This window comes from Streptomyces sp. NPDC058665, from assembly GCF_042714995.1.
Classification (GTDB): Bacteria; Actinomycetota; Actinomycetes; order Streptomycetales; family Streptomycetaceae; genus Streptomyces.
In genome coordinates this window covers 49,686-69,896 of the sequence record NZ_JBHXRX010000001.1, presented here as the reverse complement: position 1 = coordinate 69,896, position 20,211 = coordinate 49,686, and the positions used below count along the sequence as shown (strand labels likewise).

Sequence of the window (20,211 nt, the reverse complement as noted above, 5' to 3'; positions counted from 1 at the left end):
CCACGGGATCACTTCTCCGCGATCAGCGGGTCGATCATCTCGCGCAGCTTCTTGTCGTCGAGCGCCTTGAGCGAGCGGGCCGCGATCTTCCCGTCCCGGTCGAGCACGATCGTGGAGGGGATGGCCTGCGGATTGAGACTGCCCTTGGGGAAGCCGTTGACGATGAGCCGGCCCGCCGGGTCGTAGATGCTCGGGTACGTAACGCCGTAGTCCTTCTCGAAGGCTATGGCCGAGCCCTTGTTGGCGTCGCGGGCGTTGAGCCCCACGAAGGCGACGTCCTGGCCCTTGGCCTCGGTCTCCTTGGCGACCTTCGCGAAGTACGGCGCCTCGGCGCGGCAGGGTCCGCACCAGGAGCCCCAGACGTTCAGCACGACGACCTGGCCCTTGAGGTCGGCCACGTCGAGCTGCTCGCCTTCGAGCGTCTCGCCGGCGATCTCGTTGACCGGCTCGCGGTCGGCCTTGGCGACGGTCTGCACCCCGCCGGTGTTCGTCACGAAGTTGGTGTCACCGCCGCCGCCGGACGTGGCGCCACCGCCGCAGGCCGTCAGGGTGAGCATGGCCGCCGCCGCGACAGCGGCCGGAAGCAGGGCGCGTGGGCGCCTTTTCGAGCGGCTTCGGGGGGCTCGGCCAAAGTTCATGTGAAAAGTTTCGCATGGGCCATTCAGGGATCTTCTCCGCCCCCCTCGCTGCCGGGAAACGCCCTGTCAGCGGCCTGGCCCCGACGCCGCGGAGCCAGGTCTTCGGCGACCTCAGGCCGCTTTGAAGAAGGTGTTCCAGCCGCCGGCCGGAGCCTGGCCGACCTCCAGCGTACGGAGTTTCGTGAGCACCGCCGGGTCCTGGACGTCGAGCCAGTCCGTGAACTGCCGGAAGGACACGAGCCGTACGTCCTTCTTGCCCGCCATCCCCTTCAGCGCTTCTTCGACCGCATCCATATATATGCCGCCGTTCCACTCCTCGAAGTGATTCCCTATGAAGAAAGGGGCGCGATTCGACTCGTACGCGCGGTTGAATCCGGCGAGATAAGCCTCGGCCGCCTGCTTGCGCCAGCCCGGATAATTCGCGGGAACACCCTTGGTCGAATTTCCCGACTGATTGGCGAGGATGTTGTAGTCCATCGACAGCACCTCGAAGGAATGCCCGGGGAACGGCACGCCCTGGAGCGGCAGATCCCATAGGCCCTGCCGCTTCTCCGGCCACATCTGCCGGCCGCCCGGCGAGCTGGCGTCGTAGCGCCAGCCCATCTTGGCCGCTGTGGGCAGCAGCTTGTCCTGGCCGAGCAGACAGGGCGTACGGCCCCCGACCAGCTCCTTGCGGTAGTCGAAAGGCAGCGGGTCGAGGTCCTTCCAGCCACTGTTGGTCTTCCATTCGGTGACGAAGCCGATGGCCTGTTCGGTCTCGTCGCGCCACTGCTTCGGCGACCAGTTGCCGACGGAGCCCGATCCCCCGCAGAAGTGCCCGTTGAAGTGGGTGCCTATCTCATGGCCTTCGAGCCAGGCCTGGCGTATGTACTTCAGCGTGTCCTTGATGTGCGCGTCGGTGAGATAACCGATGTCGGAGGCGCCGACGGCGTTGCCGGGCGGGCGGTAGAGCGTCTTCTTCGACTCCGGCAGCAGATAGACGCCGGAGAGGAAGAACGTCATCGCCGCGCCGTGGTCCTTGGCGAGGTCGAGGAAGCGCGGGAAGAGACCGTTGCCGACTTCGCCCGCGCCGTCCCAGGAGAAGACCACGAACTGCGGCGGGGTCTCGCCCGGTTCGAGCGGTACCGGCGCGGGCGGCTGGTGCGGCTGCTTTCCGGTGTCGGCCGTGGAACCGTCACCGATCATCCGCACATTCTTCTCACTCGGCCCGGGACTCGGCCGGCCACTTCCCTTGCCGCCTGTCCCGCCCGTGTCCGGTCCGGTATTGCCGGTCGTGCCCCCGTCGTTACCGCAGCCCCCGATTCCGATTGCGGCCGCTGCCCCAATTCCGGCTCCGAGCAGGCTCCTTCGGCTCATGCCGCGCATTTCGTCCCCATCCGCGCTCGCCCATGTCACGTCCGCCGGTCATGCGGACGACAACACGTTAGATGGCACAGGGAACTCACAGGTTCCAGGAATGGGTAAAGCATTGACCCGTAACAGCGGATGTGACATTCGCCGCAGACCGTGCGCAATTGGCCGACTACGCACCGAAGGCTTTCGACGCGCCCTTCACCGGTTTGGCACCGGCGAGAAGATGCGCGGGTACGAGATCACGCGCCGGTTCCGTATAGGCGACGGAGACCAGCTTCTCCCCCTCGTACGTGAACGTCGTCAGGGACGCGAGCGTGCACTCCCTGCGGCGCGGGTCGTGCCAGAGCCTGCGGCGTTCGAAGTAGCTGCGCACGATCCAGATCGGCAGCTGGTGGCTGACGCACACGGCCTCGTGTCCGAGGGCCTGGTCGCGCGCCTCCGCCAGGGCGTCCTTCATCCGGGCGACCTGGTCGACGTACGCCTCACCCCAGGAGGGCCGGAAGGGGTTGGTGAGATAGCGCCAGTTGGCGGGCGAGCGCAGCGCGCCGTCGCCGACGCCGAAGGTCTTGCCCTCGAAGACGTTCGCGGCCTCGATGAGGCGGTCGTCGGTGTGCAGGGTCAGACCGTGGGACTTGGCGACGGGCAGCGCGGTCTCCTGGGCGCGCTCCAGCGGGGAGGCCACCACATAGGTGATGTCACGGCCGGACAGGTGCTCGGCGACGCGGTCGGCCATCTTCCGGCCGAGTTCGGAGAGGTGGTAGCCGTCGCGGCGGCCGTAGAGGACCCCATCGGGGTTGTGGACCTCTCCGTGCCGTACGACATGGACGACGGTGGATTCGGCGCTCATGCGTTCACTCCGCTCTCGGTCGCCTCCGCGGCCGCGCGGGCGGCGGCCGGCAGGGCGGCGGCGACGCGCTCGACCGCGCGGTCGTCGTGGGCGGTGGAGACGAACCAGGACTCGAAGGCGGACGGCGGCAGATAGACGCCGTCGGCGAGCATCGAGTGGAAGAAGGCGGTGAAGCGGAAAGCCTCCTGCCGCTTGGCGTCCTCGTAGTCGCGGACCTCGTCGGCGGTGAAGAACACGGAGAACATGTTGCCCGCTGTCTGCACCCGGTGCGCGACACCCTCCTTACCGAGGGCGTCGCTCACCAGCCCGCGGATCTCGGCCGACACGGCGTCGACCTTCGCGTACGCCGCGTCGTCCAGCAGCCGCAGCTGCGCGAGCCCGGCGGCGGTGGCGACGGGATTCCCCGAGAGCGTGCCGGCCTGGTAGACGGGGCCGGCGGGCGCGAGGTGCGCCATGACGTCGGCGCGACCGCCGAAGGCCGCTGCGGGGAATCCGCCTCCCATGACCTTGCCGAAGGTCATCAGGTCGGGCGCGACGCCGTCGATGCCGTACCAGCCGGCCTTCGACGTACGGAATCCGGTCATCACCTCGTCGGAGATGTAGAGCGCGCCGTCCTGCGCGCACAGCGCCTTGAGCCCGGCGTTGAATCCGTCACGGGGCGGCACGACGCCCATGTTCCCGGGCGAGGCCTCGGTGATCACGCAGGCGATCTCGCCGGGGTGCGCGGCGAAGGCCGCGCGGACGGCGTCCAGGTCGTTGTACGGCAGTACGACGGTGTCCCCGGCCTGCGCGCCGGTCACCCCGGGCGTGTCGGGCAGCCCGAACGTCGCGACGCCGGAGCCGGCGGCGGCCAGCAGCGCGTCCACGTGCCCGTGGTAGCAGCCGGCGAACTTCACGATCTTCGCGCGGCCGGTGAACCCGCGGGCGAGCCGGATCGCCGACATGGTGGCCTCGGTGCCGGACGACACAAGCCGTACCTGCTCGACGGGCGCGACCCGGGCGACGATCTCCTCGGCGAGCGCGACCTCGCCCTCACCGGGCGTACCGAAGGACGTACCGCGCGCGACGGCGGCCTGGACGGCCTCGATGACCTCGGGCCGCGCGTGCCCGAGGATCATCGGCCCCCAGGAACAGACGAGGTCGACATAGTCGCGCCCGTCGGCGTCGGTGAGGTACGGACCATCACCGGACACCATGAACCGGGGCGTACCGCCCACGGCCCGGAAGGCACGGACGGGAGAGTTCACGCCGCCGGGCGTCACGATCGACGCACGGTCGAAAAGCGCCTGCGAAACGGGGGCTTCGTATGAATACGACACTTTGGTCCTGATCTGCGATTCGGGGTCGGGTGGCCGGGACGAGGGATCTCAGCCACAGATGAGCGGGGCGCGAGGTCTCCTCGTATTACATAAGGGCGTCAACGCGCCCGCGTCTGCGAAACTGGGGCGTCATAGGGGAAGCTCACGCAATCCATGGTGTCAGAGGCTTCGAAGTATCTGCGGACAGGTGTTTCACCGGTCGTCCGTGGGGGAGGTCACTGTCACGATGATCGGGTTGCGCGGCCGGGGCTGCGAGTGGTCGGGTGGAGATATGCATCGCGGTGGCGGACTGGGCGAGGGGACCGACGACCTCGGTCCCGACCCTGCCCGGCGGGGGAAACACCGGCGCCGCGAGCGAGAGGCCCGCGCGCAGCCTCCCGTCGGCAGCGGCGGCGACGGCGACCGGCCTCCCGGAGGCGGGAGCGGCCGGGTGGGGGTGACGTACAAATACTTCGGCGCCCCCGACGGTGCGACGGCGGCCCGGGTCCCCATCTCGATGCGCCCCGAGGAACTGGGCGGCGACGAGCTGGGCATGGGCGGCATGTTCACCAAGATCAAGCCCGAGACGATAGCCGCGATGGTCCTCACGGGCATCCAGGGCATGCCCCTGAACAAGGTCCCCCCACTCGAACTGGTGGTGCTGCACCCGGATTACGCGGTGGTCAAACTCCCGATGACGGTGGTGGACCCGCTGCGCGGCATCGGCGAGGAATCGGTGGGAGCGGCGGCCTTCATCTGGTCCACGGTCCCGGACCGCGGCGGCCCGCGGGACGCGTTCAACGTCTACCAACTCCTCCACGAATGGCAGGACTTCAGCCACCGCCTCCACGAGGCGGGGCATCAGCCGTACTGCTTGGTGTGGCCGTGACGGCGTGAGGTTCGCGGTGGGACGGGCGGAGCTTTCGGGCTCCGCCTTCGTCATCTCCGGGTTGGACCGTCGGGCGGCCGGCGGGCGGCACATGGGCGCCGCTGCACCTCGTCAGCGTTCCGCGAGCACCGGGCGGAAGTAGTCGACGGGCAGACGACTTCTCGTCCAAGTGACATTCTTGGGATGCACGAAGGCGAAGGGGAGTTGACTCATGCGGTGGACGGTTCATGGTGAGCGCCAGATTTACAGCAACCCGTGGGTGAATCTGTGGCTCGTGGATGTCCAGCAGCCGGACGGCCGCCGGTGGGAGCACCACGTCGTCCGGATGCGTCATCTGGCGGTCGCCGCTGTGGTGGACGAGCAGAAGCGGGTGCTCATGATGTGGCGCCACCGCTTCGTCACGGACACGTGGGGCTGGGAACTGCCGATGGGCCTGATCGAGGCTGACGAGACGCCCGAAGAGGCGGCGGCGCGGGAGGTGGAGGAGGAAACCGGGTGGCGGGTGAAGTCCTTGAAGCCCCTGGTGTACGCGCAGCCGGCGAACGGCATCACGGACTCGGAGCATCACGTCTTCCGCGCCGACTCCGCCACGTATGCGGGCCCGCCGACCGAGCTCAACGAGACGGACCGAGTCGAGTGGATCCCGCTCTCGGAAGTACGCGGCATGATCGACCGCCGCGAGGTGGTCAGCAGCGGAAGTCTGGTCGGACTGCTGTATCTCCTGCTGGACGAAGCCAGCAGCACCGCTGACTAACTGGCTGCTTCGCGCAGGCGCTGCTCAAACACGATCACCGGCGTCTCGCGTGCGTACGGTGCCAGACGCCGGTGGAACTCACGGACGTGGCCGGCCACCCGAGGCGAATCGAGAGCCGCGCTGAGGTCCAGCGCGAGCCCGGCGCTGTCGCAGGCCGCTTCCAGTCTGCCTTGCTGCAGTTGGGCGGTGGCCAGCCAGAAGGCGTGGAAAGCACGGCCGCGTTGCTGAGCCCGGGTTTCGCGTCGAAGCCCCTCGGCGATCAACGGCTCGGCACGTTCGGACTCGCCCAGCTTTGCGAGAGCGATACCTGTGTCGACGATCAGCTTTGTCTCGTCGAAATACCGAACCCAGGAAGGCGCCTCATTTTCTCGTCCATGGGCTTGCTCAAACGCCTCGCGGGAACGCCCGATGGCTTGGTGGCAGGAAGCGGCGTCGCGCAGCGTGGCGTGCGCGAAGGCTTCGCGCATATGGAGCATCGACATGACCAGCGGCTGCCCACCTGCCGTCCGGGCGGCGTCCTGTGCTTTGCAGACGAGCGCGGGGATGCTCGGCCCCGACATCAACGCCCTTCCATACGTCAACCGCGCTTTCCTGCCCCAAGACCCCTACCGGGCCGCCCGCAGCGGACATCTGGAGGCGAACGTTGTCGGCTCCCGGGGCTGCCCGTACAACTGCACCTTCTGCAGCGCCGCCGTCAGCGCCAACCCCGACATCAGCATCCGAGTACGCGATCCCGAGAACATCATCGGCGAACTCGACGCGCTGCACGGCGAGTACGGCGTCACCGCGTTCCGGTTCGTCGACGACCTGTTCCTCGGCGCCTCCCGCGTCATCACCACACAGATGGCTGCCTTCAGCCGTCACAGCATCGGCGAGCGGTACGTATGGGACGCCACCGGACGCATCAATGTCCTGGACCGGCTCGACGACACCGAACTCCAACTACTCGTCGAGAACGGCCTGCGGGAAGTCGCCCTCGGAATCGAATCGGGGAGTGACCGCGTCCTGAAGGCCATGGACAAGCGGATCGACGCCGTGATGACCGAACGTGTCGCCCGCCGTCTGGTCGAGCACGGTATCGGCGTGAAGGGGTACTTCATCCTCGGCTTCCCCGGCGAGACCCACGACGACATCCGGGCGACCGTACGGCACATCCGCACGCTCTGGAGCATCGCCGACAGCAATCCGGGCGATGTGCGGGCCAGTGTCTTCGAGTTCCGCCCCTACCCCGGCACACCCGTGTGGAAGACACTGACCGACGCCGGCCACGCCCCCGAGGCTCTGCTCGCCTACGGAGACGTCGACCTGACCGCGGAAGGGGCCGACCAGTCGATGCGCCAGCGGGACGAGTTCAACTTCTCCGTCGGCATCCAGTTCGGCGACGTCCCCCTGCGTGAAGTCCGCGCCATCCTGGCCACCCTCACCCGCGAGCAGCACGAGCGCAGCCGGCGGACCACAGCATGACGTTCACGTCGAAACGCGGGCAGTTCATCACCGTCGACGGCCCCAGCGGCGTCGGGAAGACAACCGCTGTCCAAGCTCTCACCGGAGAGTTGGTCAGACGCGGCCGAGCCGTACACCAGACGGTGGAACCCACCACCGGCGACATCGGCGTCTTCATCCGCGAGCACTTCAGTCACATCCGCGGGCGTGCCCTTGCCTGTCTCGTCGCAGCCGACCGGTACGAGCACATCGAGCACGAGATCGGTCCCCAGCTCAGCGCTGGCGACACCGTGGTCTGCGACCGCTATCTCGCCTCGACGCTTGTCATGCAGCAACTCGACGGCGTACCAGTGAAGTTCCTGCTCGACCTGAACGCCCACATCCTGATGCCGAACCTGGCCGTCATCCTCACCGCGTCCCCCGACCTCATCGCCGAACGGATAGCCGCACGCGGCCCTCGCAACCGTTTCCACCTCGACCCGACCGCGCCCCGCCGCGAAGTCGACCTGTACGAGGAGACCGCCCAGACCCTCGTAACGGCCAACGTGAACGTCCTGCTCGTGAACACCGGCAATGTCACCCCCACGGAGGTCGCTTCATCAATCGCCGACGCAATCCCCCTTTGCTCGGTAACGTCAGCCGCCCCAACGCCACCACCCACCCCCCAGGAAACATGAACCCGCAACCCGCACAACCCGTCATCGACACCCACGTCCTCCTCCGGGACGGAGACAAACTCCTCTTCTCGCAGCGCGGAGGTCCCTACGGATACGGCCGTTGGCACATGCCGTCCGGGAAGCTCGATCAAGGGGAGACCATCAGCGCCGGCGCCGCACGGGAGTTGAGGGAGGAGACCGGTGTGGAGGTTGATCCCGCTCGGCTGCGGTTGGTGCAAGTTGTGCATCACAGGCAGAGCGGGACCGTCGAGCGGATCGGGTTCTTCTTCGAGGCCGTCGACTGGGTCGGGGAGCCCGTCAACAAGGAGCCCGCGAAGTGTCTGGAGCTGCGCTGGTTCAGCGTTCATGAGTTGCCCGAGGACATCATCGAGTACCCGAAGGAAGGGCTCCTCGGGTACCTGGACGGCTCCGGTGTTCTCGGGGAGTGCGGGTGGTAGCTGAGCGTGGTCATCCTGGGGTTCTCGCGGGGTGGGGGCGTTTCGGTGGGGCGAAGCGGATTTCGATTGCCTCGTCCCAGGCCGACGTTCGGATGCCGTAGAGGCTTTTCTGGCGGACGCGGCGTGGCAGGCCGATCGGGGTCAGTGTGTCGGCGGAGCCGTCCTCCGTGGTGTCGCCCTCGCTGAGTTTGTGGTGGCGCCAGGCGCGGCTCCACGCGTCCTCCCACGCGCGGCGGTCCGCGTCCGGGACCTCGCAGGCGCGCAGGAACGCCTGGAACTGGGCCGGGTTGTGCGGCATCGCCTGGCGGTTCACGATGCGGTGGGCCGTGCTGCGGGGCAGCGCGCCGTACTCGCCGCCCCGCTCCTCCATCGTGCGCAGGGAGGGTGAGCCGGCCTTCTCGTACAACTCCCGCAGCCCGGCGCTCAGATCGGCGAAGTCGCGTACCAGGACCGGGGACGGCGCCGGTGAGGCGCGCCCGCTTCGGGCCGAGCGGGTCGCCTCGTATCTGGCCCGTTTCCAGAGGAGTTTGGCGTCCTCGGGGGACGCGTCGCAAGCGCGGGCGTAGGCGCGTACGGCGGGGAGCGTCGGGACGCTCTCCGCCGACGCCGTGCGCTGGAGCGTGGTGGCGTGCACCCCGGCCCGGAGTGCGAGATCGCGATAGCTCAGCCCCGCGCGTCTTCGTTGCTCGCGCAGCCACTGCGCCAGAGCCCGCAGGGCCCTGTTGTCGGTGACGATGGGCTTCTCCGGGCGCCCCACGGCCGCGCCGCCGCCCTCAGACGGTCGGGCCGGGAGTCAGCAGGGCCCGTACGGCGACCCGGAGCCCTTTCGCGGGCGCCGCCCTGCCCAGGGCGACGACGACGACGGCCACCAGACCCGCCCCGGCGAGCAGTTGCAGTACGTCCATGACGGGAAGGCCCTCGAACGCGACCAGGACCGCGGCCATCACGACGATCACGATGATGACGACCGCCTCGGGGCTGTGGAGCCGGCGCACGGCCGGCCCGCCGTTCTCCACGCAGGACGCGACAGGGGGTTCGTTGTTCACGCGGTATCTCCTGATCGGGATGCCCGGCGGCCGTTCGGCCGCCGGGCACCTGCTACTGGCTCCAACTGGGTTGCGAACCACGGGCAGTTGCCGCCGCCCGGTGTGGTTGCCCAGATGTTCTCAGCAGCCGGGCAGCTAATCCCAATCCTCATCGGCACAAAGATTGGGATTGATGCGTGCGTGTCCGGCGTGCCCGGCGGAGGAAAAAGCGACGCAGAGTCAACTTCCAAGGCCACGGATACCTCTGACCGGTGCTGGACTTGGCCTCGCTGTGATCAACATGCTTGTCTGTGAGACGTGGTATGAACGCGTTGATGCGCGTACGCCTCAATCGAGGTTGCGTGATCTTGTGAACCGCTGACACGATCCGCCGGACGCCGAGAGAGCAAGTGGTCTGTACCTCTCTCCCGGCGGGGCCCCTGATCGCTACTGGCTCCGACAACCAGCTGAACAGGGCATCACGGGACTCCTGTTGCCGCATGAGCCCGTCGGAGGGCCGGCAACCGCGTGACGCGGTTGCCGGCCCTTCATCACACGCCACCGCCCACGTCACCGGACCACCACTCACGGTGCGTCCCCCGTCGACGGCCCGCCCTGCGTGCCCGTGGGGCTCTGCGGTTCGATCAGGACCATCGGGTCGTTGCCCTTCAGCTGCTGCCAGACGCCCACCAGCGCCACCACCTGGGCCACGAAGAAGGCCAGTTGGACGGAGGCGGTGCGCAGTTGGTAGATGGAGAGCAGCAGCGCCGCCTTCGTGGGCCAGTAGTGGCCCTCCTTGCGAAACGTGTCGATGTCCATCGCCACGCCCGTCGTCGTGAGGATGAGCAGCGTCAGCGCCACGTCAAGTGCCCAGGTCCCGAAGGGCTGTTCGACCGCACGGCTGGTGATCCAGTGGAGGCCGACCGGGGTCGCGTACACGAGGGAGAGGCCGAGCGCCTTCGCCGGACCGCGGCGGCCGGGCAGGGTGCGCCACAGCGCGCCGAGGACGAAACCCGCCGCCGCCCAGATCAACTCCGTGGTGACCAGGGACTGTACGAGGCTGGCGACCCCGAACTGGTCCCGGGGTACGTTGCCCCACAGCGGCCCGCGTATCTGGTTCGCCCAGAAGGAGATCGCGGTGGCGGGCAGTGCGATGACCGCGGCGAGGAACGCGGCCCGGCAGGCGTTGCGGAACCACGTGTCGCGCGGCCCCCACGCCAGGACGAGTTCTATCGCGTCCACCGAGTCGGGCAGGGCCTTGCCCGCGTACGGGGAGGTGGTGTCGTCGGGGTTCCAGCGGTGCAAGTCGTCGAGTCTGGCCTCCAGTTCGGTCCGCTCCCCCTCCTGGTCGCCCTGCTCCCAGCGGCGCAGTTGCAGATGCAGGTCGCGGTACTTGCGCGCGGATTCGATCAGCCATTGGCGGTCTGGTTCGCGTATCACCTCGCGCAGAGGCGTCCCCGGCAGCAGTTCCTGCGACAGCACCGAGCGGCGGCGCCCCAGGTCGAGGAGGAGCCATCCGGCGAGCACGATGAGCGGCAGGTCCAGCACGTACGCGGACACACCCACGTACCAGCCCGGAATCGGCACCACCACGGTCAGGAACAGCACGGTCAGGATCAGCTTCTCCGGCAGGGGCGGCGAGACCGGAGAGACGCCGGGAGCTCTGGACCGGGCGGCGAGTACGGCGATGAGCACCCCGCTGCGGACGAGCCATGCCGCCCATACGGAGAACCAGTCCGGCCAGTCGGAGGGGAACCAGGCCATCGAGTTGTAGAGGTGCGTGAGATGCCAGCGGTCGTAGAACTCGTCGCCGGGGCCGACGCTGAGCCAGGCCTCCTGCTCCCAGGTGTTCTGCTTGGCCCATACGGCGAGGGCCACGACCGCGACCGCCGTGAGCGCGCAGAGGCCGAGCAACCCCCAGGGGGAGCCGCCCTGTTGGGGCGCTCCCGGCGCGACGGCGGATCGGGCCCGTAGCCGCCGTACCGCCAACGCCGTGCCCACCAGCCAGACGAAGGCGACACAGCAGCAGGCGAGCGCGAGCCAGAGGAACCCGCCTGTGTCGCGGAGGCGTTGGACGTCGGTGAGGTTGTTCTCGTCGAGCCAGAAACGGGCGGGCAGCCCGAACCGGCCCGGCACGCTCGCCACGACCACCGGGTACGCCGTGGCGACCAGGACGGCCGACAGCACGACGATCCGGGGTCTGCCGAAGAAGCCGTACAGGCCGTACAGGCAGAAGGCCGCGCCGCCGCACGCGGCGAGCCCGAAATGGATGGCGGTCCGGTACTCCGGCCACCAGTCGAGCACCCCGTAGTCGCCCGCGAGGCTGGGGCCGAGATCGTCGAGTTCGTAGATCAGCGCCACGGCGAACGCGACGTACGTCCAGAGCAGGAGATCGCGCCGGGTCGTCTTCTCGGCCGCCGTCTCCGGGGACGACGCCGGCGTACGGCGGAGCCCGCGCACGAGGAGCAACATGACCGGGAAGAGCGCGAGATCCCAGGTCAGCCAGGTCAGGGACGGCACCAGATACCAGGGCTTCTGGCCCCACCCCGTCATCAGGGCCTTCGTCGCCGGCGGCTGTACGGCGATCCGCACCTCGGGCGGCTCGCCACCGGGCTCGGCCCGGACCCAGGTCAGCTCGGTGGCGGATCCCTCGGTCGGGGTCGGTGACATGGTGCGCGCGGCGCGCCCGCCGAGGTCGACCGTGATCTCCCGCCACCAGGACTTGGCGAGGGCGGGGGGATGGACCAGCGCCAGGGTCCAGAAACGCTTCCCCACGGTGATGCGCCAGGGGCCGAAGTCCCGGTCGCGCCTGTCGTCCACATACGTCACGGCCCGGTGCCGAACCGTGATCCACTTCGCCTCGACGCTGACCTCGGGCGGCCAGGGGCGCGCCTCCGTGTCCCGGTACGGATAGGGGTCGTCCGGGTAGCGCAGCACACACCGCATGGCGGCCCGGTAGCGCCCGGTGTCCCCGTTCAGCAGCAGATCCCGCGCGAGCTTCCAGGTCTTCGGCACCTGGACGACGAGATCGGTCTCCGCCTTGGTGTAGTCCTCGCCGTCATGCTTGAGCCGTACGGAGGTTTCGACCCGCGCGGTCCTCAACTGCCCCGAGAGGCAGCTGTCCTGGGCCTCCGGTCCGGCGGCCGAAGCGCGGCCGGCCGCGCCGAGGGACGACAGCACCAGCAGTCCCGTGAAGACGAACAGCAACACCACTCGCCGCATCGCCTGCCCCCCGCGGCAGATAACCGGATCAACGGAGATGCAGAGTAACCGGCGACTGCTGCGAGGACCATCGGGCCTCGTACGCGGACGGTCTCAGCCCTTCAGCGCCGCAACCTGCTGAGCCCTCGTGCTGAGCGCCCAAGCGAGCACGGGATGTTTTGTCCGAAAGGCCAGAGAGCGTGATGCCCCAAATCGCGCTTACGTCTCCCCATCTGTGACATCTACTGTGAGCCGATGAGTGAGGAATCGAATCCGAAGGTGTTCTCGAACCGCTGGGCCGACGCCGTCGGGCCCAGCGGCCAGGGCTCGCCTCGCGATCACTGCGGGTGTATCGAAAACGGCTCCAGGACGCAGCTGCCGACCAGCTTCCATCCGGAACGCCAGGACACCACCGCACCAGGATGGATCCGCCTTCTCGAACTGGTTGAGGAGGCGGCAGCCGACGGACGAGAAGTCTTCGTGCCGCTGGTGGAGCTCACAACGGAGCAGCGGCGCCAGGTCATCACGCTCCCGCCGACCATCGCCAAACTCACCTCGGTGAAACACCTCGTGCTGTACGGCAGCAACCTGGTGCGTATCCCGCCGGAGATCGGCGCGATGAAGAGCCTTGAGGAGTTCTCGCCGTATACCTCTTACCGCTTGCACTGGTTCCCGTACGAACTCACCCGGTGCCCCGACCTGCGACGCAGCACCGTGAGCACGCGTGCCCTCTACGGCAACTACAAGCGGCGACCGCCGTTTCCGCCGCTGCCGGCCACGCCGACCGGCCTCCAGGATTCTGACCTCGAAAACCTTGACCCCGGTGTATGGGGCGCCGCAGAGGTCCGCACGTGCGGCGTCTGTGACCGGCGCATCCAGGGTGCGAACCTCCGCCAGGTCTGGATCTCGCTACGGACGTCGGGAGCTGACGTCCTGCCCTTGCTGGTCAACGCCTGTTCGACGGCCTGCGTCGACGCGCTGCCCGTACCGGCCGATGGCTACGTCCAGATGCCGCACACCGGCGGGCCGAGCGTCAGCCAGCCGCCGGCCGGCCCACAGTCTCGCCCCTCGGTAACGTCAGCCGCCCCAACGCCTCCAGCCACCCCTTAGGAAACATCCGAAGGAAGGGCTCCTCGGGTACCTGGACGGCTCTGGCATTCTCGCGGAGCACGGGTGGTAACTGAGCCTGGTCATCCCGGGTTCCGCTGCGGATGTGGGGTGGGGCGAAAAGACCGGTCAGGTTCTGGCGGTGACCTTGCCCTTGCGCAGGGTCAGAGTGCGGTCGGACCTGGCGGCCAGGGTTTGGCTGTGGGTGACCACGACCACGCATTTGTGCTGTTCGTGTGCCAGTTGGCGGAATATATCGACGATGCCGTCGGCCGTGTCCTCGTCGAGGTTCCCGGTCGGCTCGTCGGCGAAGAGGATGTCGACGTCGCAGGCGAGCGCGCGGGCGATGGCGACGCGCTGCTGCTGGCCGCCGGAGAGTTTGAGTACGTTGCGGTGGGCCATGTCCGCGTCGAGGCCGACCTGCGCGAGGAGTTCGAGAGCGCGGGTCTTGCGGCGGCCGTTCGCCGGCCTGGTGCCGGTGATCTCCATGGCGGTCGTGACGTTGCGCAGGGCCGACATGTAGGTGAGCAGGTTGTACTGCTGGAAGACGGTGGCCGCGTGCCTGTTGCGGTAGCGGGCCAGGCCGAGTTGGGCGAGGTCCTGGCCGTCGAAGTGGATCGTTCCGTGGGTGGGGGTGTCCAGGCCGCTCGCCAGGCTGAGGAGGGTGGTCTTGCCGCTGCCCGAGGGTCCCAGGATCGTGTAGAAGATGCCCCGTTCGAAGGACAGGTCGATCTGGCGGAGCACGGTGGTGCGGCGGCGCCCGCCCTGGTAGGTGTGGCTGATCGCGGACAGTTGGAGTACGGGGGTCCCGGTCATGGCGCTTACTTGCCCTTCGTGAGGATGGTGCGGGGGGTGAGGCGCAGGGCGGAGGCGGCCGGAATCCCGGTGGCCAGCAGTCCGATGCCCAGGCCGATGCCGGCGACGGTGGCGAGGTCGGCCGGGTCCAGCCGTACGGTGATCTCGTCGATGGGATCGGCGCCCTCGACCGGCTCGTCGTCGCGGTCGATGCCCTCCTGAAGTCCGGTGGAGCCGGGGGGCGGTGGCTGCCAGGCGTCGATCTTCCGCCGCGCGTCGGCGGCCTCACCGCTGAGCAGCGTGTCGCCCGCCTTCTGGGTCAGGCTCTCCGCGAAGAGCGAACTCAGGCCGATGGCGAGGGCGGCGACCACGACGGTCTCCACGACCTGCTGGGCGACGAGTCTCCACTTCCGCTCGCCCAGCGCGAGCAGGACACCGAACTCCGTACGGCGCTGCTTGACCGCGAGGGTCGCGAGCAGGCCCAGTACGAGCGCCCCTGCTACACCGACCAGCCACATCGCCGCGGTCGCGGAGGAGGCGATGCTCGCGAGGGGGCCGGTCATCTGCCTGACGGCCTTGTCGTTGATGCTGAGTTCGAACCCCGTCATCGCATCGCCCGCCGTTTTCCGGGCCTGCGACTGGAACGAGTCGAACGTGGCGGGGTCCTTCAACTGGAAGGTGGCGCCCTGCAACCGCGCGGCCCCGTCCTGGCCCGCGGAGTTGAGCCTGCCCAGCGACGCGGCCGGGACGATCAGCCGGTCACCGGGGAACTGCTGGTATTCGGCGTCCAGTTGGTCGGACGGGTCGCGGAAGACGCCCTTGACGGTGAAGTCGGCCTTCCTCTTGCCCGTCGGTTCGTTCTCGCCCAGCGTGATCGTGTCGCCGGCCTTCAGCTTGTTCTTCCTCGCCAGGCGCTCCTCGATGAGGATGCTGTCGCGGTCCTTGTCGGCAGCGGTGATCGGCGCGCCGGACAGCAGCTTCCAGGTGCCGTCGGCGAACTCGGGCAGGAGCGTCGAGTCCAGGACACCGAAAGCCAGGGTGTAGTTGGGGGGCGCGTCGGGGAACAGCGGTGTGTCGCTTACGGTTTCGGGGCCGCCGAGCAGCCGGGCGCCGTCGAACGACCTGTAGTTGTACTTCTCCACCAGCGGGGACGCGCCCATCTTGTCCACGATGTCGGAGCCGATCATCGGGGCCTGGGGCGCGGCCAGTTCGTCCATGTCGATCCCGAGGGTGACCTCGGCGCCGAGCTTGCGCTTGGCCGCGTCCGTGGCCTGCGCGGTGGCGGTCTTTATGAGAACACCGCCGAGCACCATGGCGGAGAGGACGAGGAAAGCACCCAGCGTGATCAGGGTCCTGCCTTTACGGGCCCACAGGCTGAGGCCCGCGCGTTTGGTGAAATTCATGATGGCTGTTGGCCTCTTCGGTCTATTGGCCAAGGGCTTGGCCAGGAGCTCTATTCGGTGTCGGTGAGGATGGAGCGGGGGTGCAGTCGCAGAATCCCGATGCCGGGGATGACGGTGGCCACCAGCGCGATCCCGAGCCCGATCCCGGCGACCTTGCCGAGGTCGGCCGCCTCCATACGGACCTCGGGCACGCCGACAGCCACCTCCTGGGAGGGGTCGTCCTGTTCGCGGGCCAGCAGCGTCTCGCCCGCCTCCTCGGCGAAGGACTGGGCGGCCAGGGCCGCCACCGCGAGCGCGGGCACCAGGAGCGCGGCCACCTCGACGGTGTGCTGGCCGATGAGCTTCCACTTCTTCTCGCCGAGCGAGAGCAGCATCCCCAGCTCGTCGCGCCGCTCCTTGACCGTCAGCATCACGATCAGGCCCAGGATCACCGCGCCGGACAGTGCGATCAGCCAGAGCAGGGACCCCGCGAACGCCCCGACCCGCCGCAGCGGCAGCACCTGGTCACGGAACGCCTTGTCGTTGACGTCGAACCGGAAGCCTTCGTCGCCCAGCAGCCGCGCGGCCTCGGCGTGCAGGCGCTCCGCCTTCTCCGGGGACCCGATCTTGAAGACGGCCTCGCTCGGCTTCGTACCGAAACCCAGCGCGGACACGGCTGCGGCGGGGGCGTACACCTGGTTGGCGACCAGTTCGCCGGGTGGCACCCACTGGCCCGGGTCCGGGCGGGGGTCCTCGTAGACGCCCACGATCTCGAACGGCTTCGCGCGCTTCCCGTCCGACGAGGGCAGGTCGACGGTGTCGCCGACCGTCAGCCCGTTCTTCTCGGCCAGGCGCCGCTCAAGCAGGACGACCTCGCGCCCGGCGTCCTTCTCCATCAGCGCGCGGCCCGCGACGACGCGGTTACGGCCGGAGGCGAAGTCGAGCAGCATCCCCGAGTCACGGATGCCGTTGACCGTCAGCCCGTCGCCGCCGGGCTCGTCCTTCGTACCGCCGGGCCTAGGGCGTGTTGTGAAAGTCGCGTCTGGCTCACGACGCCTGGCGCGCACGCTCTCCCCCGTAGCCCTTCGGGCACGGGTGGTGCCCCCTGCGTTGTCGGAGTCATCCAAGTACGTCCAGTACGAGGCTGATCCTCCGCCTTGCGATCGCACGCCCCAGACGCCGTGAGCCCCGCCCTTTGGGCGGACGACGCTACTTTCACAACACGCCCTGGGCGCCTTCGCGGTGAGCGGCGTGAGGCCGGGCGGTCTCAGCACCGCGCGCAGCAGCGGGTTGTACCGCTCCACCGGCGGCGCCGTGCCCAGCGCGTCGGCCATCGCGAGGGTCAGTTCGTCGCCGCGTACGGTGACATCGACCCCGACCCGCCGCCCCGCCTCGGCCTCCTGTCTGCCGGTCGCGCCTTGGAGCAGGAACCCGCCGAGCAGCAGCGTGCAGATGACCAGGAAGATCCCCAGCAGGATGGCGGTCTTGCCGCTTCGGGCCACCAGGCTGAGGGCCGCGCGCTTGACGAAGTTCATGGCGAGAAGAACAGCAGGGCGGGCCGCGCGGCGGGATAAGGGGTGTTACCGCGGCATAAGCTCGCCGGGGGACAGAGCGCCGAGCGATGTTTATGCCGCTGCGAACCCGCGCGTGCTTGGCTGCGGTTCATGAGAGTTCTGGTAGCCGAGGACCACCGCGTACTGGCGCGGACCGTCGCGACCGGTCTGCGCCGGCAGTCGATGGCGGTCGATCTCGCCGCGTCCGGCGACGAGGCCGAGCGGATGTGTCTGCTCACCGACTACGACGTCCTGATCCTCGACCGCGACCTGCCGGTGATGAGCGGGGACGAGGTGTGCCGCAGGCTCCGCGAACTGACCGACCCGCCGCGCATCCTGATGCTGACCGCGGCCGGTGGGATCGAGGACAGGGTCTACGGCCTGGAACAGCTGGGCGCCGACGACTATCTCGCCAAGCCCTTCGACTTCGCCGAACTCATCGCGCGTGTACGGGCGTTGAGCCGTCGCGTGCCCAAGCCGCCGCCGGTGGTCATCCGGTACAGGGGCATCTGCCTGGACCGGGGCCGGCGCGAGGTGCGGGTCGACGGCAGGGAGGTCGAGCTGACGCCCAAGGAGTTCGCCGTCCTGCAGAGGCTGATCGAGGCGGGCGGCGACGCGGTCCCCCACAAGGAACTGGTGCGCTCTGTCTGGGACGAGCACCTGGACCCGCGCACCAGCGCGGTACGCGCCACCATCAGCCGGCTGCGCGGCAAACTTTGCGCCCCCGATGCCGTTGTCGCCGACACGGGTGAGGGGTACCGCCTGTGGCGCTGACCGGGCGCGCTACGGCGTACGTGAACGGGCGCGCGCTCGCCTACACCGTCGCGCACCCCGTCGCGGCCCTGCGCGCACTGCCGTTCCGCGCCCGGCTGGCCGGCGCCTTCGCCGGTCTGTTCCTGCTGTCCGGTACGGCTCTGCTCGCCTTCGTGGTGGTCCTGGCCCGCTACGGCACCGCGCAGCAGGTCCAGGGCAGCGAGATCACCCGCGAGACCGGCGGCTGGACCGGAGCATGGACCGGCGTCGCCCCGTACACGACACCGAGCCCGGTCTCCCCCACTGAGCCGGCGGGCCCGACCGGACCGGGCGCCGGGGCGCACACCGGATCGCACGCCGGCCTCTTGGGCCCGGCAGAGCCGCACGCCGAAGGCGACGCCATCGCTGTCCGGCTCGTCGACCGGACCGTCAGCGCCGTTCAGGACGCGGCGCTGGACCAGATGCTCCTGTGGTCCGGAATCGGTCTGGTCCTGATCGCCGCGCTCGCCGCCGTGATGGGCTGGTGGCTCGCGGGCCGGGCCCTGCGCCCCGTCGTCGCCGTAACGGACGCCGCCCGCCGAATCAGCGAGCAGAACCTCCATGAACGCCTGGCCCTCACCGGCCCCGACGACGAACTCCACCGGCTCGCGGACACCTTCGACACGATGCTCGACCGGCTGGAGAGGTCCTTCGAGAGCCAGCGCCGTTTCGTCGCCAACGCCTCGCACGAACTGCGCACTCCGCTGGCCGTGCAGCGAACGAGCCTGGAGGTCGGACTCGCCGACCCGCTCCCCGATAGCCTGGCCGACGTCCGCGACGACCTCCTCACCGTCAACCGCGACGCGGAGAAGCTGGTCGCCTCCCTGCTGCTCCTCGCCCGCAGCGACCGCGGTCTGGCCGAGACCGTGCGGGTCGACCTGACGGAGGTGGCCCGGCAACTGGTCGGCGGCACACAGCCCTTGGCGAAGCAGAAGGCCGTGTCCCTCACGCTGACGGCCGACCGGCCGCTGCCGGTGGACGGCGACCCGGTGCTGCTGCGGCATCTGTTGACGAACCTGCTGCACAACGCCGTCCAGTACAACCGGCCCGGCGGCGCCGTCTCGCTGCGTCTCGACGGCCGTACGGTGACGGTCACCAACACCGGCGAGCCTGTACGCCCCGGCCAGGTCGCCGACCTCTTCGAGCCGTTCCGCCGCCTCGGCCAGGACCGGACCGACGGCGGCGGCGGCACCGACAGCGGCACCACCGGCCACGGTCTCGGCCTCTCCATCGCCAGATCCATCGCCACGGCACACGACGCGCGCATCACCGCCGAGTCGGGCGGCGACGGAGGACTCACCGTCCGCGTCACCTTCGGCGACGCCTGACACAACGGCGGGCCGCTGCCCGTCACTTCCCTTCAAGCGCCTTGAGCGCGATGTTCAACTCCAGGACGTTGACCCTTGGTTCGCCGATGAAGCCGAGAACGCGGCCGTCGGTGTGGTCGTCGACGAGTTTCTGTACCTGGGTGACCTTGAGGTTGTTGAGTTCGGCGACGCGGTGGACCTGGATGTCCGCGTACTCGGGAGAGATCGCGGGGTCGAGGCCGGAGCCCGATGAGGTGACGGCGTCCGGGGGCACGTCGGACGGCTTGACCTGGTAGCCGTCCACCGAGTTGTCCTTCACCACAGCCGCCTTGGCGGCTTTGACGGACTCGATGAGTTCCTCGTTGTCGCCGGCGAGGTTGGTCGCGCCGGAGACGAGGAGTCTGTACTGGGTGTTGATGGTGTTGGTGCCGAGGCCGTTCGAGGGGCGGGGCTGGAACCACTTCAGGTCGGGCTGAGGGGTCTCCTCGCCCTCTTTCAGGGGCAGGTCGTAGCGCTGGCCGATGAGGGAGGAGCCGACGACCTTGCCCTGGGAGGTGATCTCGGAGCCGTTGGCCTGGTGGTGGAAGAGGCCCTGGCCGATGCCCATGACGGCGAGAGGGTAGATCACGCCGCAGATGACGGTCAGGACGAGCAGGGCGCGCAGGCCGGCGCCGAGGAGGCGGGCGGTGCTCTTGACAGTGGTGTTCACGGGG

Annotated in this window: 20 protein-coding genes; 8 read left to right on the top strand and 12 right to left on the bottom strand. The window is 68.9% G+C overall.

The features are described from left to right. Positions 1-8: 8 nt before the first annotated feature. The 4 genes from ACFWV8_RS00350 to hemL form a co-directional block, all read right to left on the bottom strand. A complete protein-coding gene (locus ACFWV8_RS00350) occupies positions 9-638 on the bottom strand; it encodes a TlpA family protein disulfide reductase (RefSeq protein WP_384196650.1) in 630 nt (209 codons plus the stop codon). Between the two features lie 111 nt (positions 639-749). Continuing rightward, entirely contained in the window at positions 750-2,003 is a 1,254-nt protein-coding gene (locus ACFWV8_RS00345; RefSeq protein WP_384196648.1) for a hypothetical protein, read from the bottom strand. A gap of 157 nt (positions 2,004-2,160) precedes the next feature. Next, the gene (locus ACFWV8_RS00340) at positions 2,161-2,838 is read right to left on the bottom strand and encodes a histidine phosphatase family protein (protein ID WP_384196646.1); all 678 of its coding nucleotides are present in this window, start codon (positions 2,836-2,838) and stop codon (positions 2,161-2,163) included. Further along, positions 2,835-4,157 (bottom strand): glutamate-1-semialdehyde 2,1-aminomutase, encoded by a 1,323-nt coding sequence (hemL, locus tag ACFWV8_RS00335; RefSeq protein WP_384196644.1) that lies wholly within the window; start codon positions 4,155-4,157, stop codon positions 2,835-2,837. The genes ACFWV8_RS00340 and hemL overlap by 4 nt, the downstream gene beginning before the upstream one ends. 271 nt (positions 4,158-4,428) lie before the next feature. On the opposite strand from hemL, the gene ACFWV8_RS00330 reads away from it, so the two are divergent. Together ACFWV8_RS00330 and ACFWV8_RS00325 are read left to right on the top strand one after the other, a co-directional pair. Beyond that, a complete protein-coding gene (locus tag ACFWV8_RS00330) occupies positions 4,429-5,025 on the top strand; it encodes a hypothetical protein (protein WP_329392312.1) in 597 nt (198 codons plus the stop codon). A 211-nt stretch (positions 5,026-5,236) separates the two neighbouring features. Next, on the top strand, positions 5,237-5,779 hold the full coding sequence (locus tag ACFWV8_RS00325) for an NUDIX domain-containing protein (RefSeq protein WP_384196643.1): 543 nt from the start codon (positions 5,237-5,239) through the stop codon (positions 5,777-5,779). Here the strand turns inward: ACFWV8_RS00325 and ACFWV8_RS00320 are convergent. Then, entirely contained in the window at positions 5,776-6,261 is a 486-nt protein-coding gene (locus ACFWV8_RS00320; RefSeq protein ID WP_384196641.1) for a hypothetical protein, read from the bottom strand. The two genes, ACFWV8_RS00325 and ACFWV8_RS00320, sit on opposite strands and share 4 nt — an antisense overlap. Between ACFWV8_RS00320 and ACFWV8_RS00315 the strand changes: the two genes are divergently transcribed. Genes ACFWV8_RS00315 through ACFWV8_RS00305 form a run of 3 tightly spaced genes read left to right on the top strand, consistent with a single transcriptional unit; the run spans position 6,260 to position 8,336 of the window. Beyond that, entirely contained in the window at positions 6,260-7,243 is a 984-nt protein-coding gene (locus tag ACFWV8_RS00315; protein ID WP_384196640.1) for a B12-binding domain-containing radical SAM protein, read from the top strand. The two genes, ACFWV8_RS00320 and ACFWV8_RS00315, sit on opposite strands and share 2 nt — an antisense overlap. After that, positions 7,240-7,899: a dTMP kinase gene (tmk, locus tag ACFWV8_RS00310; RefSeq protein ID WP_384196638.1), complete on the top strand. Its 660-nt coding sequence runs from the start codon at positions 7,240-7,242 to the stop codon at positions 7,897-7,899. Before ACFWV8_RS00315 ends, tmk begins: the two co-directional genes overlap by 4 nt. Further along, on the top strand, positions 7,896-8,336 hold the full coding sequence (locus ACFWV8_RS00305) for an NUDIX domain-containing protein (protein ID WP_384196636.1): 441 nt from the start codon (positions 7,896-7,898) through the stop codon (positions 8,334-8,336). The genes tmk and ACFWV8_RS00305 overlap by 4 nt, the downstream gene beginning before the upstream one ends. 10 nt (positions 8,337-8,346) lie before the next feature. Here the strand turns inward: ACFWV8_RS00305 and ACFWV8_RS00300 are convergent, their stop codons facing one another. The 3 genes from ACFWV8_RS00300 to ACFWV8_RS00290 form a co-directional block, all read right to left on the bottom strand. Further along, the gene (locus ACFWV8_RS00300) at positions 8,347-9,093 is read right to left on the bottom strand and encodes a helix-turn-helix domain-containing protein (protein WP_384196634.1); all 747 of its coding nucleotides are present in this window, start codon (positions 9,091-9,093) and stop codon (positions 8,347-8,349) included. 16 nt (positions 9,094-9,109) lie between these two features. Continuing rightward, positions 9,110-9,382, bottom strand: coding sequence for a hypothetical protein (locus ACFWV8_RS00295; RefSeq protein ID WP_384196633.1), 273 nt, complete (start codon positions 9,380-9,382; stop codon positions 9,110-9,112). A 564-nt stretch (positions 9,383-9,946) separates the two neighbouring features. Next, entirely contained in the window at positions 9,947-12,583 is a 2,637-nt protein-coding gene (locus ACFWV8_RS00290) for a DUF6185 family protein (protein ID WP_384196631.1), read from the bottom strand. 234 nt (positions 12,584-12,817) lie between these two features. On the opposite strand from ACFWV8_RS00290, the gene ACFWV8_RS00285 reads away from it, so the two are divergent. Beyond that, a complete protein-coding gene (locus ACFWV8_RS00285; protein WP_384196629.1) occupies positions 12,818-13,672 on the top strand; it encodes a leucine-rich repeat domain-containing protein in 855 nt (284 codons plus the stop codon). A 126-nt stretch (positions 13,673-13,798) separates the two neighbouring features. Here ACFWV8_RS00285 and ACFWV8_RS00280 read toward each other — a convergent pair whose 3' ends face one another. From ACFWV8_RS00280 to ACFWV8_RS00270, 3 genes are read right to left on the bottom strand one after another with little or no spacing between them, the layout of a single operon-like run. Next, positions 13,799-14,485 carry an ABC transporter ATP-binding protein gene (locus ACFWV8_RS00280; RefSeq protein WP_384196627.1) on the bottom strand — a complete coding sequence of 229 codons (687 nt, stop codon included), beginning with the start codon at positions 14,483-14,485 and terminating at the stop codon, positions 13,799-13,801. Between the two features lie 5 nt (positions 14,486-14,490). Continuing rightward, positions 14,491-15,867, bottom strand: coding sequence for an ABC transporter permease (locus tag ACFWV8_RS00275; RefSeq protein WP_384196625.1), 1,377 nt, complete (start codon positions 15,865-15,867; stop codon positions 14,491-14,493). Positions 15,868-15,917: 50 nt separating this feature from the next. Further along, the gene (locus ACFWV8_RS00270; RefSeq protein WP_384196623.1) at positions 15,918-17,381 is read right to left on the bottom strand and encodes an ABC transporter permease; all 1,464 of its coding nucleotides are present in this window, start codon (positions 17,379-17,381) and stop codon (positions 15,918-15,920) included. A 129-nt stretch (positions 17,382-17,510) separates the two neighbouring features. Between ACFWV8_RS00270 and ACFWV8_RS00265 the strand changes: the two genes are divergently transcribed. After that, a complete protein-coding gene (locus ACFWV8_RS00265; protein ID WP_384196621.1) occupies positions 17,511-18,173 on the top strand; it encodes a response regulator transcription factor in 663 nt (220 codons plus the stop codon). Then, positions 18,164-19,519 carry a sensor histidine kinase gene (locus tag ACFWV8_RS00260; protein WP_384196620.1) on the top strand — a complete coding sequence of 452 codons (1,356 nt, stop codon included), beginning with the start codon at positions 18,164-18,166 and terminating at the stop codon, positions 19,517-19,519. Before ACFWV8_RS00265 ends, ACFWV8_RS00260 begins: the two co-directional genes overlap by 10 nt. Before the next feature lie 22 nt (positions 19,520-19,541). On the opposite strand, the gene ACFWV8_RS00255 is transcribed toward ACFWV8_RS00260, so the two are convergent. Continuing rightward, positions 19,542-20,207, bottom strand: a complete 666-nt coding sequence (locus ACFWV8_RS00255; RefSeq protein ID WP_384196618.1) for a potassium-transporting ATPase subunit C — start codon at positions 20,205-20,207, stop codon at positions 19,542-19,544. Positions 20,208-20,211: the final 4 nt, after the last annotated feature.

Bases quoted from the DNA above. Each gene is read 5' to 3' on its own strand.
- ACFWV8_RS00350 (WP_384196650.1), bottom strand. From the start codon at position 638: ATGAACTTTGGCCGAGCCCCCCGAAGCCGCTCGAAAAGGCGCCCACGC.
- ACFWV8_RS00345 (WP_384196648.1), bottom strand. From the start codon at position 2,003: ATGCGCGGCATGAGCCGAAGGAGCCTGCTCGGAGCCGGAATTGGGGCA.
- ACFWV8_RS00340 (WP_384196646.1), bottom strand. From the start codon at position 2,838: ATGAGCGCCGAATCCACCGTCGTCCATGTCGTACGGCACGGAGAGGTC.
- ACFWV8_RS00330 (WP_329392312.1), top strand. From the start codon at position 4,429: ATGCATCGCGGTGGCGGACTGGGCGAGGGGACCGACGACCTCGGTCCC.
- ACFWV8_RS00325 (WP_384196643.1), top strand. From the start codon at position 5,237: ATGCGGTGGACGGTTCATGGTGAGCGCCAGATTTACAGCAACCCGTGG.
- ACFWV8_RS00315 (WP_384196640.1), top strand. From the start codon at position 6,260: ATGACCAGCGGCTGCCCACCTGCCGTCCGGGCGGCGTCCTGTGCTTTG.
- ACFWV8_RS00320 (WP_384196641.1), bottom strand. From the start codon at position 6,261: ATGTCGATGCTCCATATGCGCGAAGCCTTCGCGCACGCCACGCTGCGC.
- tmk (WP_384196638.1), top strand. From the start codon at position 7,240: ATGACGTTCACGTCGAAACGCGGGCAGTTCATCACCGTCGACGGCCCC.
- ACFWV8_RS00305 (WP_384196636.1), top strand. From the start codon at position 7,896: ATGAACCCGCAACCCGCACAACCCGTCATCGACACCCACGTCCTCCTC.
- ACFWV8_RS00290 (WP_384196631.1), bottom strand. From the start codon at position 12,583: ATGCGGCGAGTGGTGTTGCTGTTCGTCTTCACGGGACTGCTGGTGCTG.
- ACFWV8_RS00285 (WP_384196629.1), top strand. From the start codon at position 12,818: ATGAGTGAGGAATCGAATCCGAAGGTGTTCTCGAACCGCTGGGCCGAC.
- ACFWV8_RS00280 (WP_384196627.1), bottom strand. From the start codon at position 14,485: ATGACCGGGACCCCCGTACTCCAACTGTCCGCGATCAGCCACACCTAC.
- ACFWV8_RS00275 (WP_384196625.1), bottom strand. From the start codon at position 15,867: ATGAATTTCACCAAACGCGCGGGCCTCAGCCTGTGGGCCCGTAAAGGC.
- ACFWV8_RS00270 (WP_384196623.1), bottom strand. From the start codon at position 17,381: ATGAACTTCGTCAAGCGCGCGGCCCTCAGCCTGGTGGCCCGAAGCGGC.
- ACFWV8_RS00265 (WP_384196621.1), top strand. From the start codon at position 17,511: ATGAGAGTTCTGGTAGCCGAGGACCACCGCGTACTGGCGCGGACCGTC.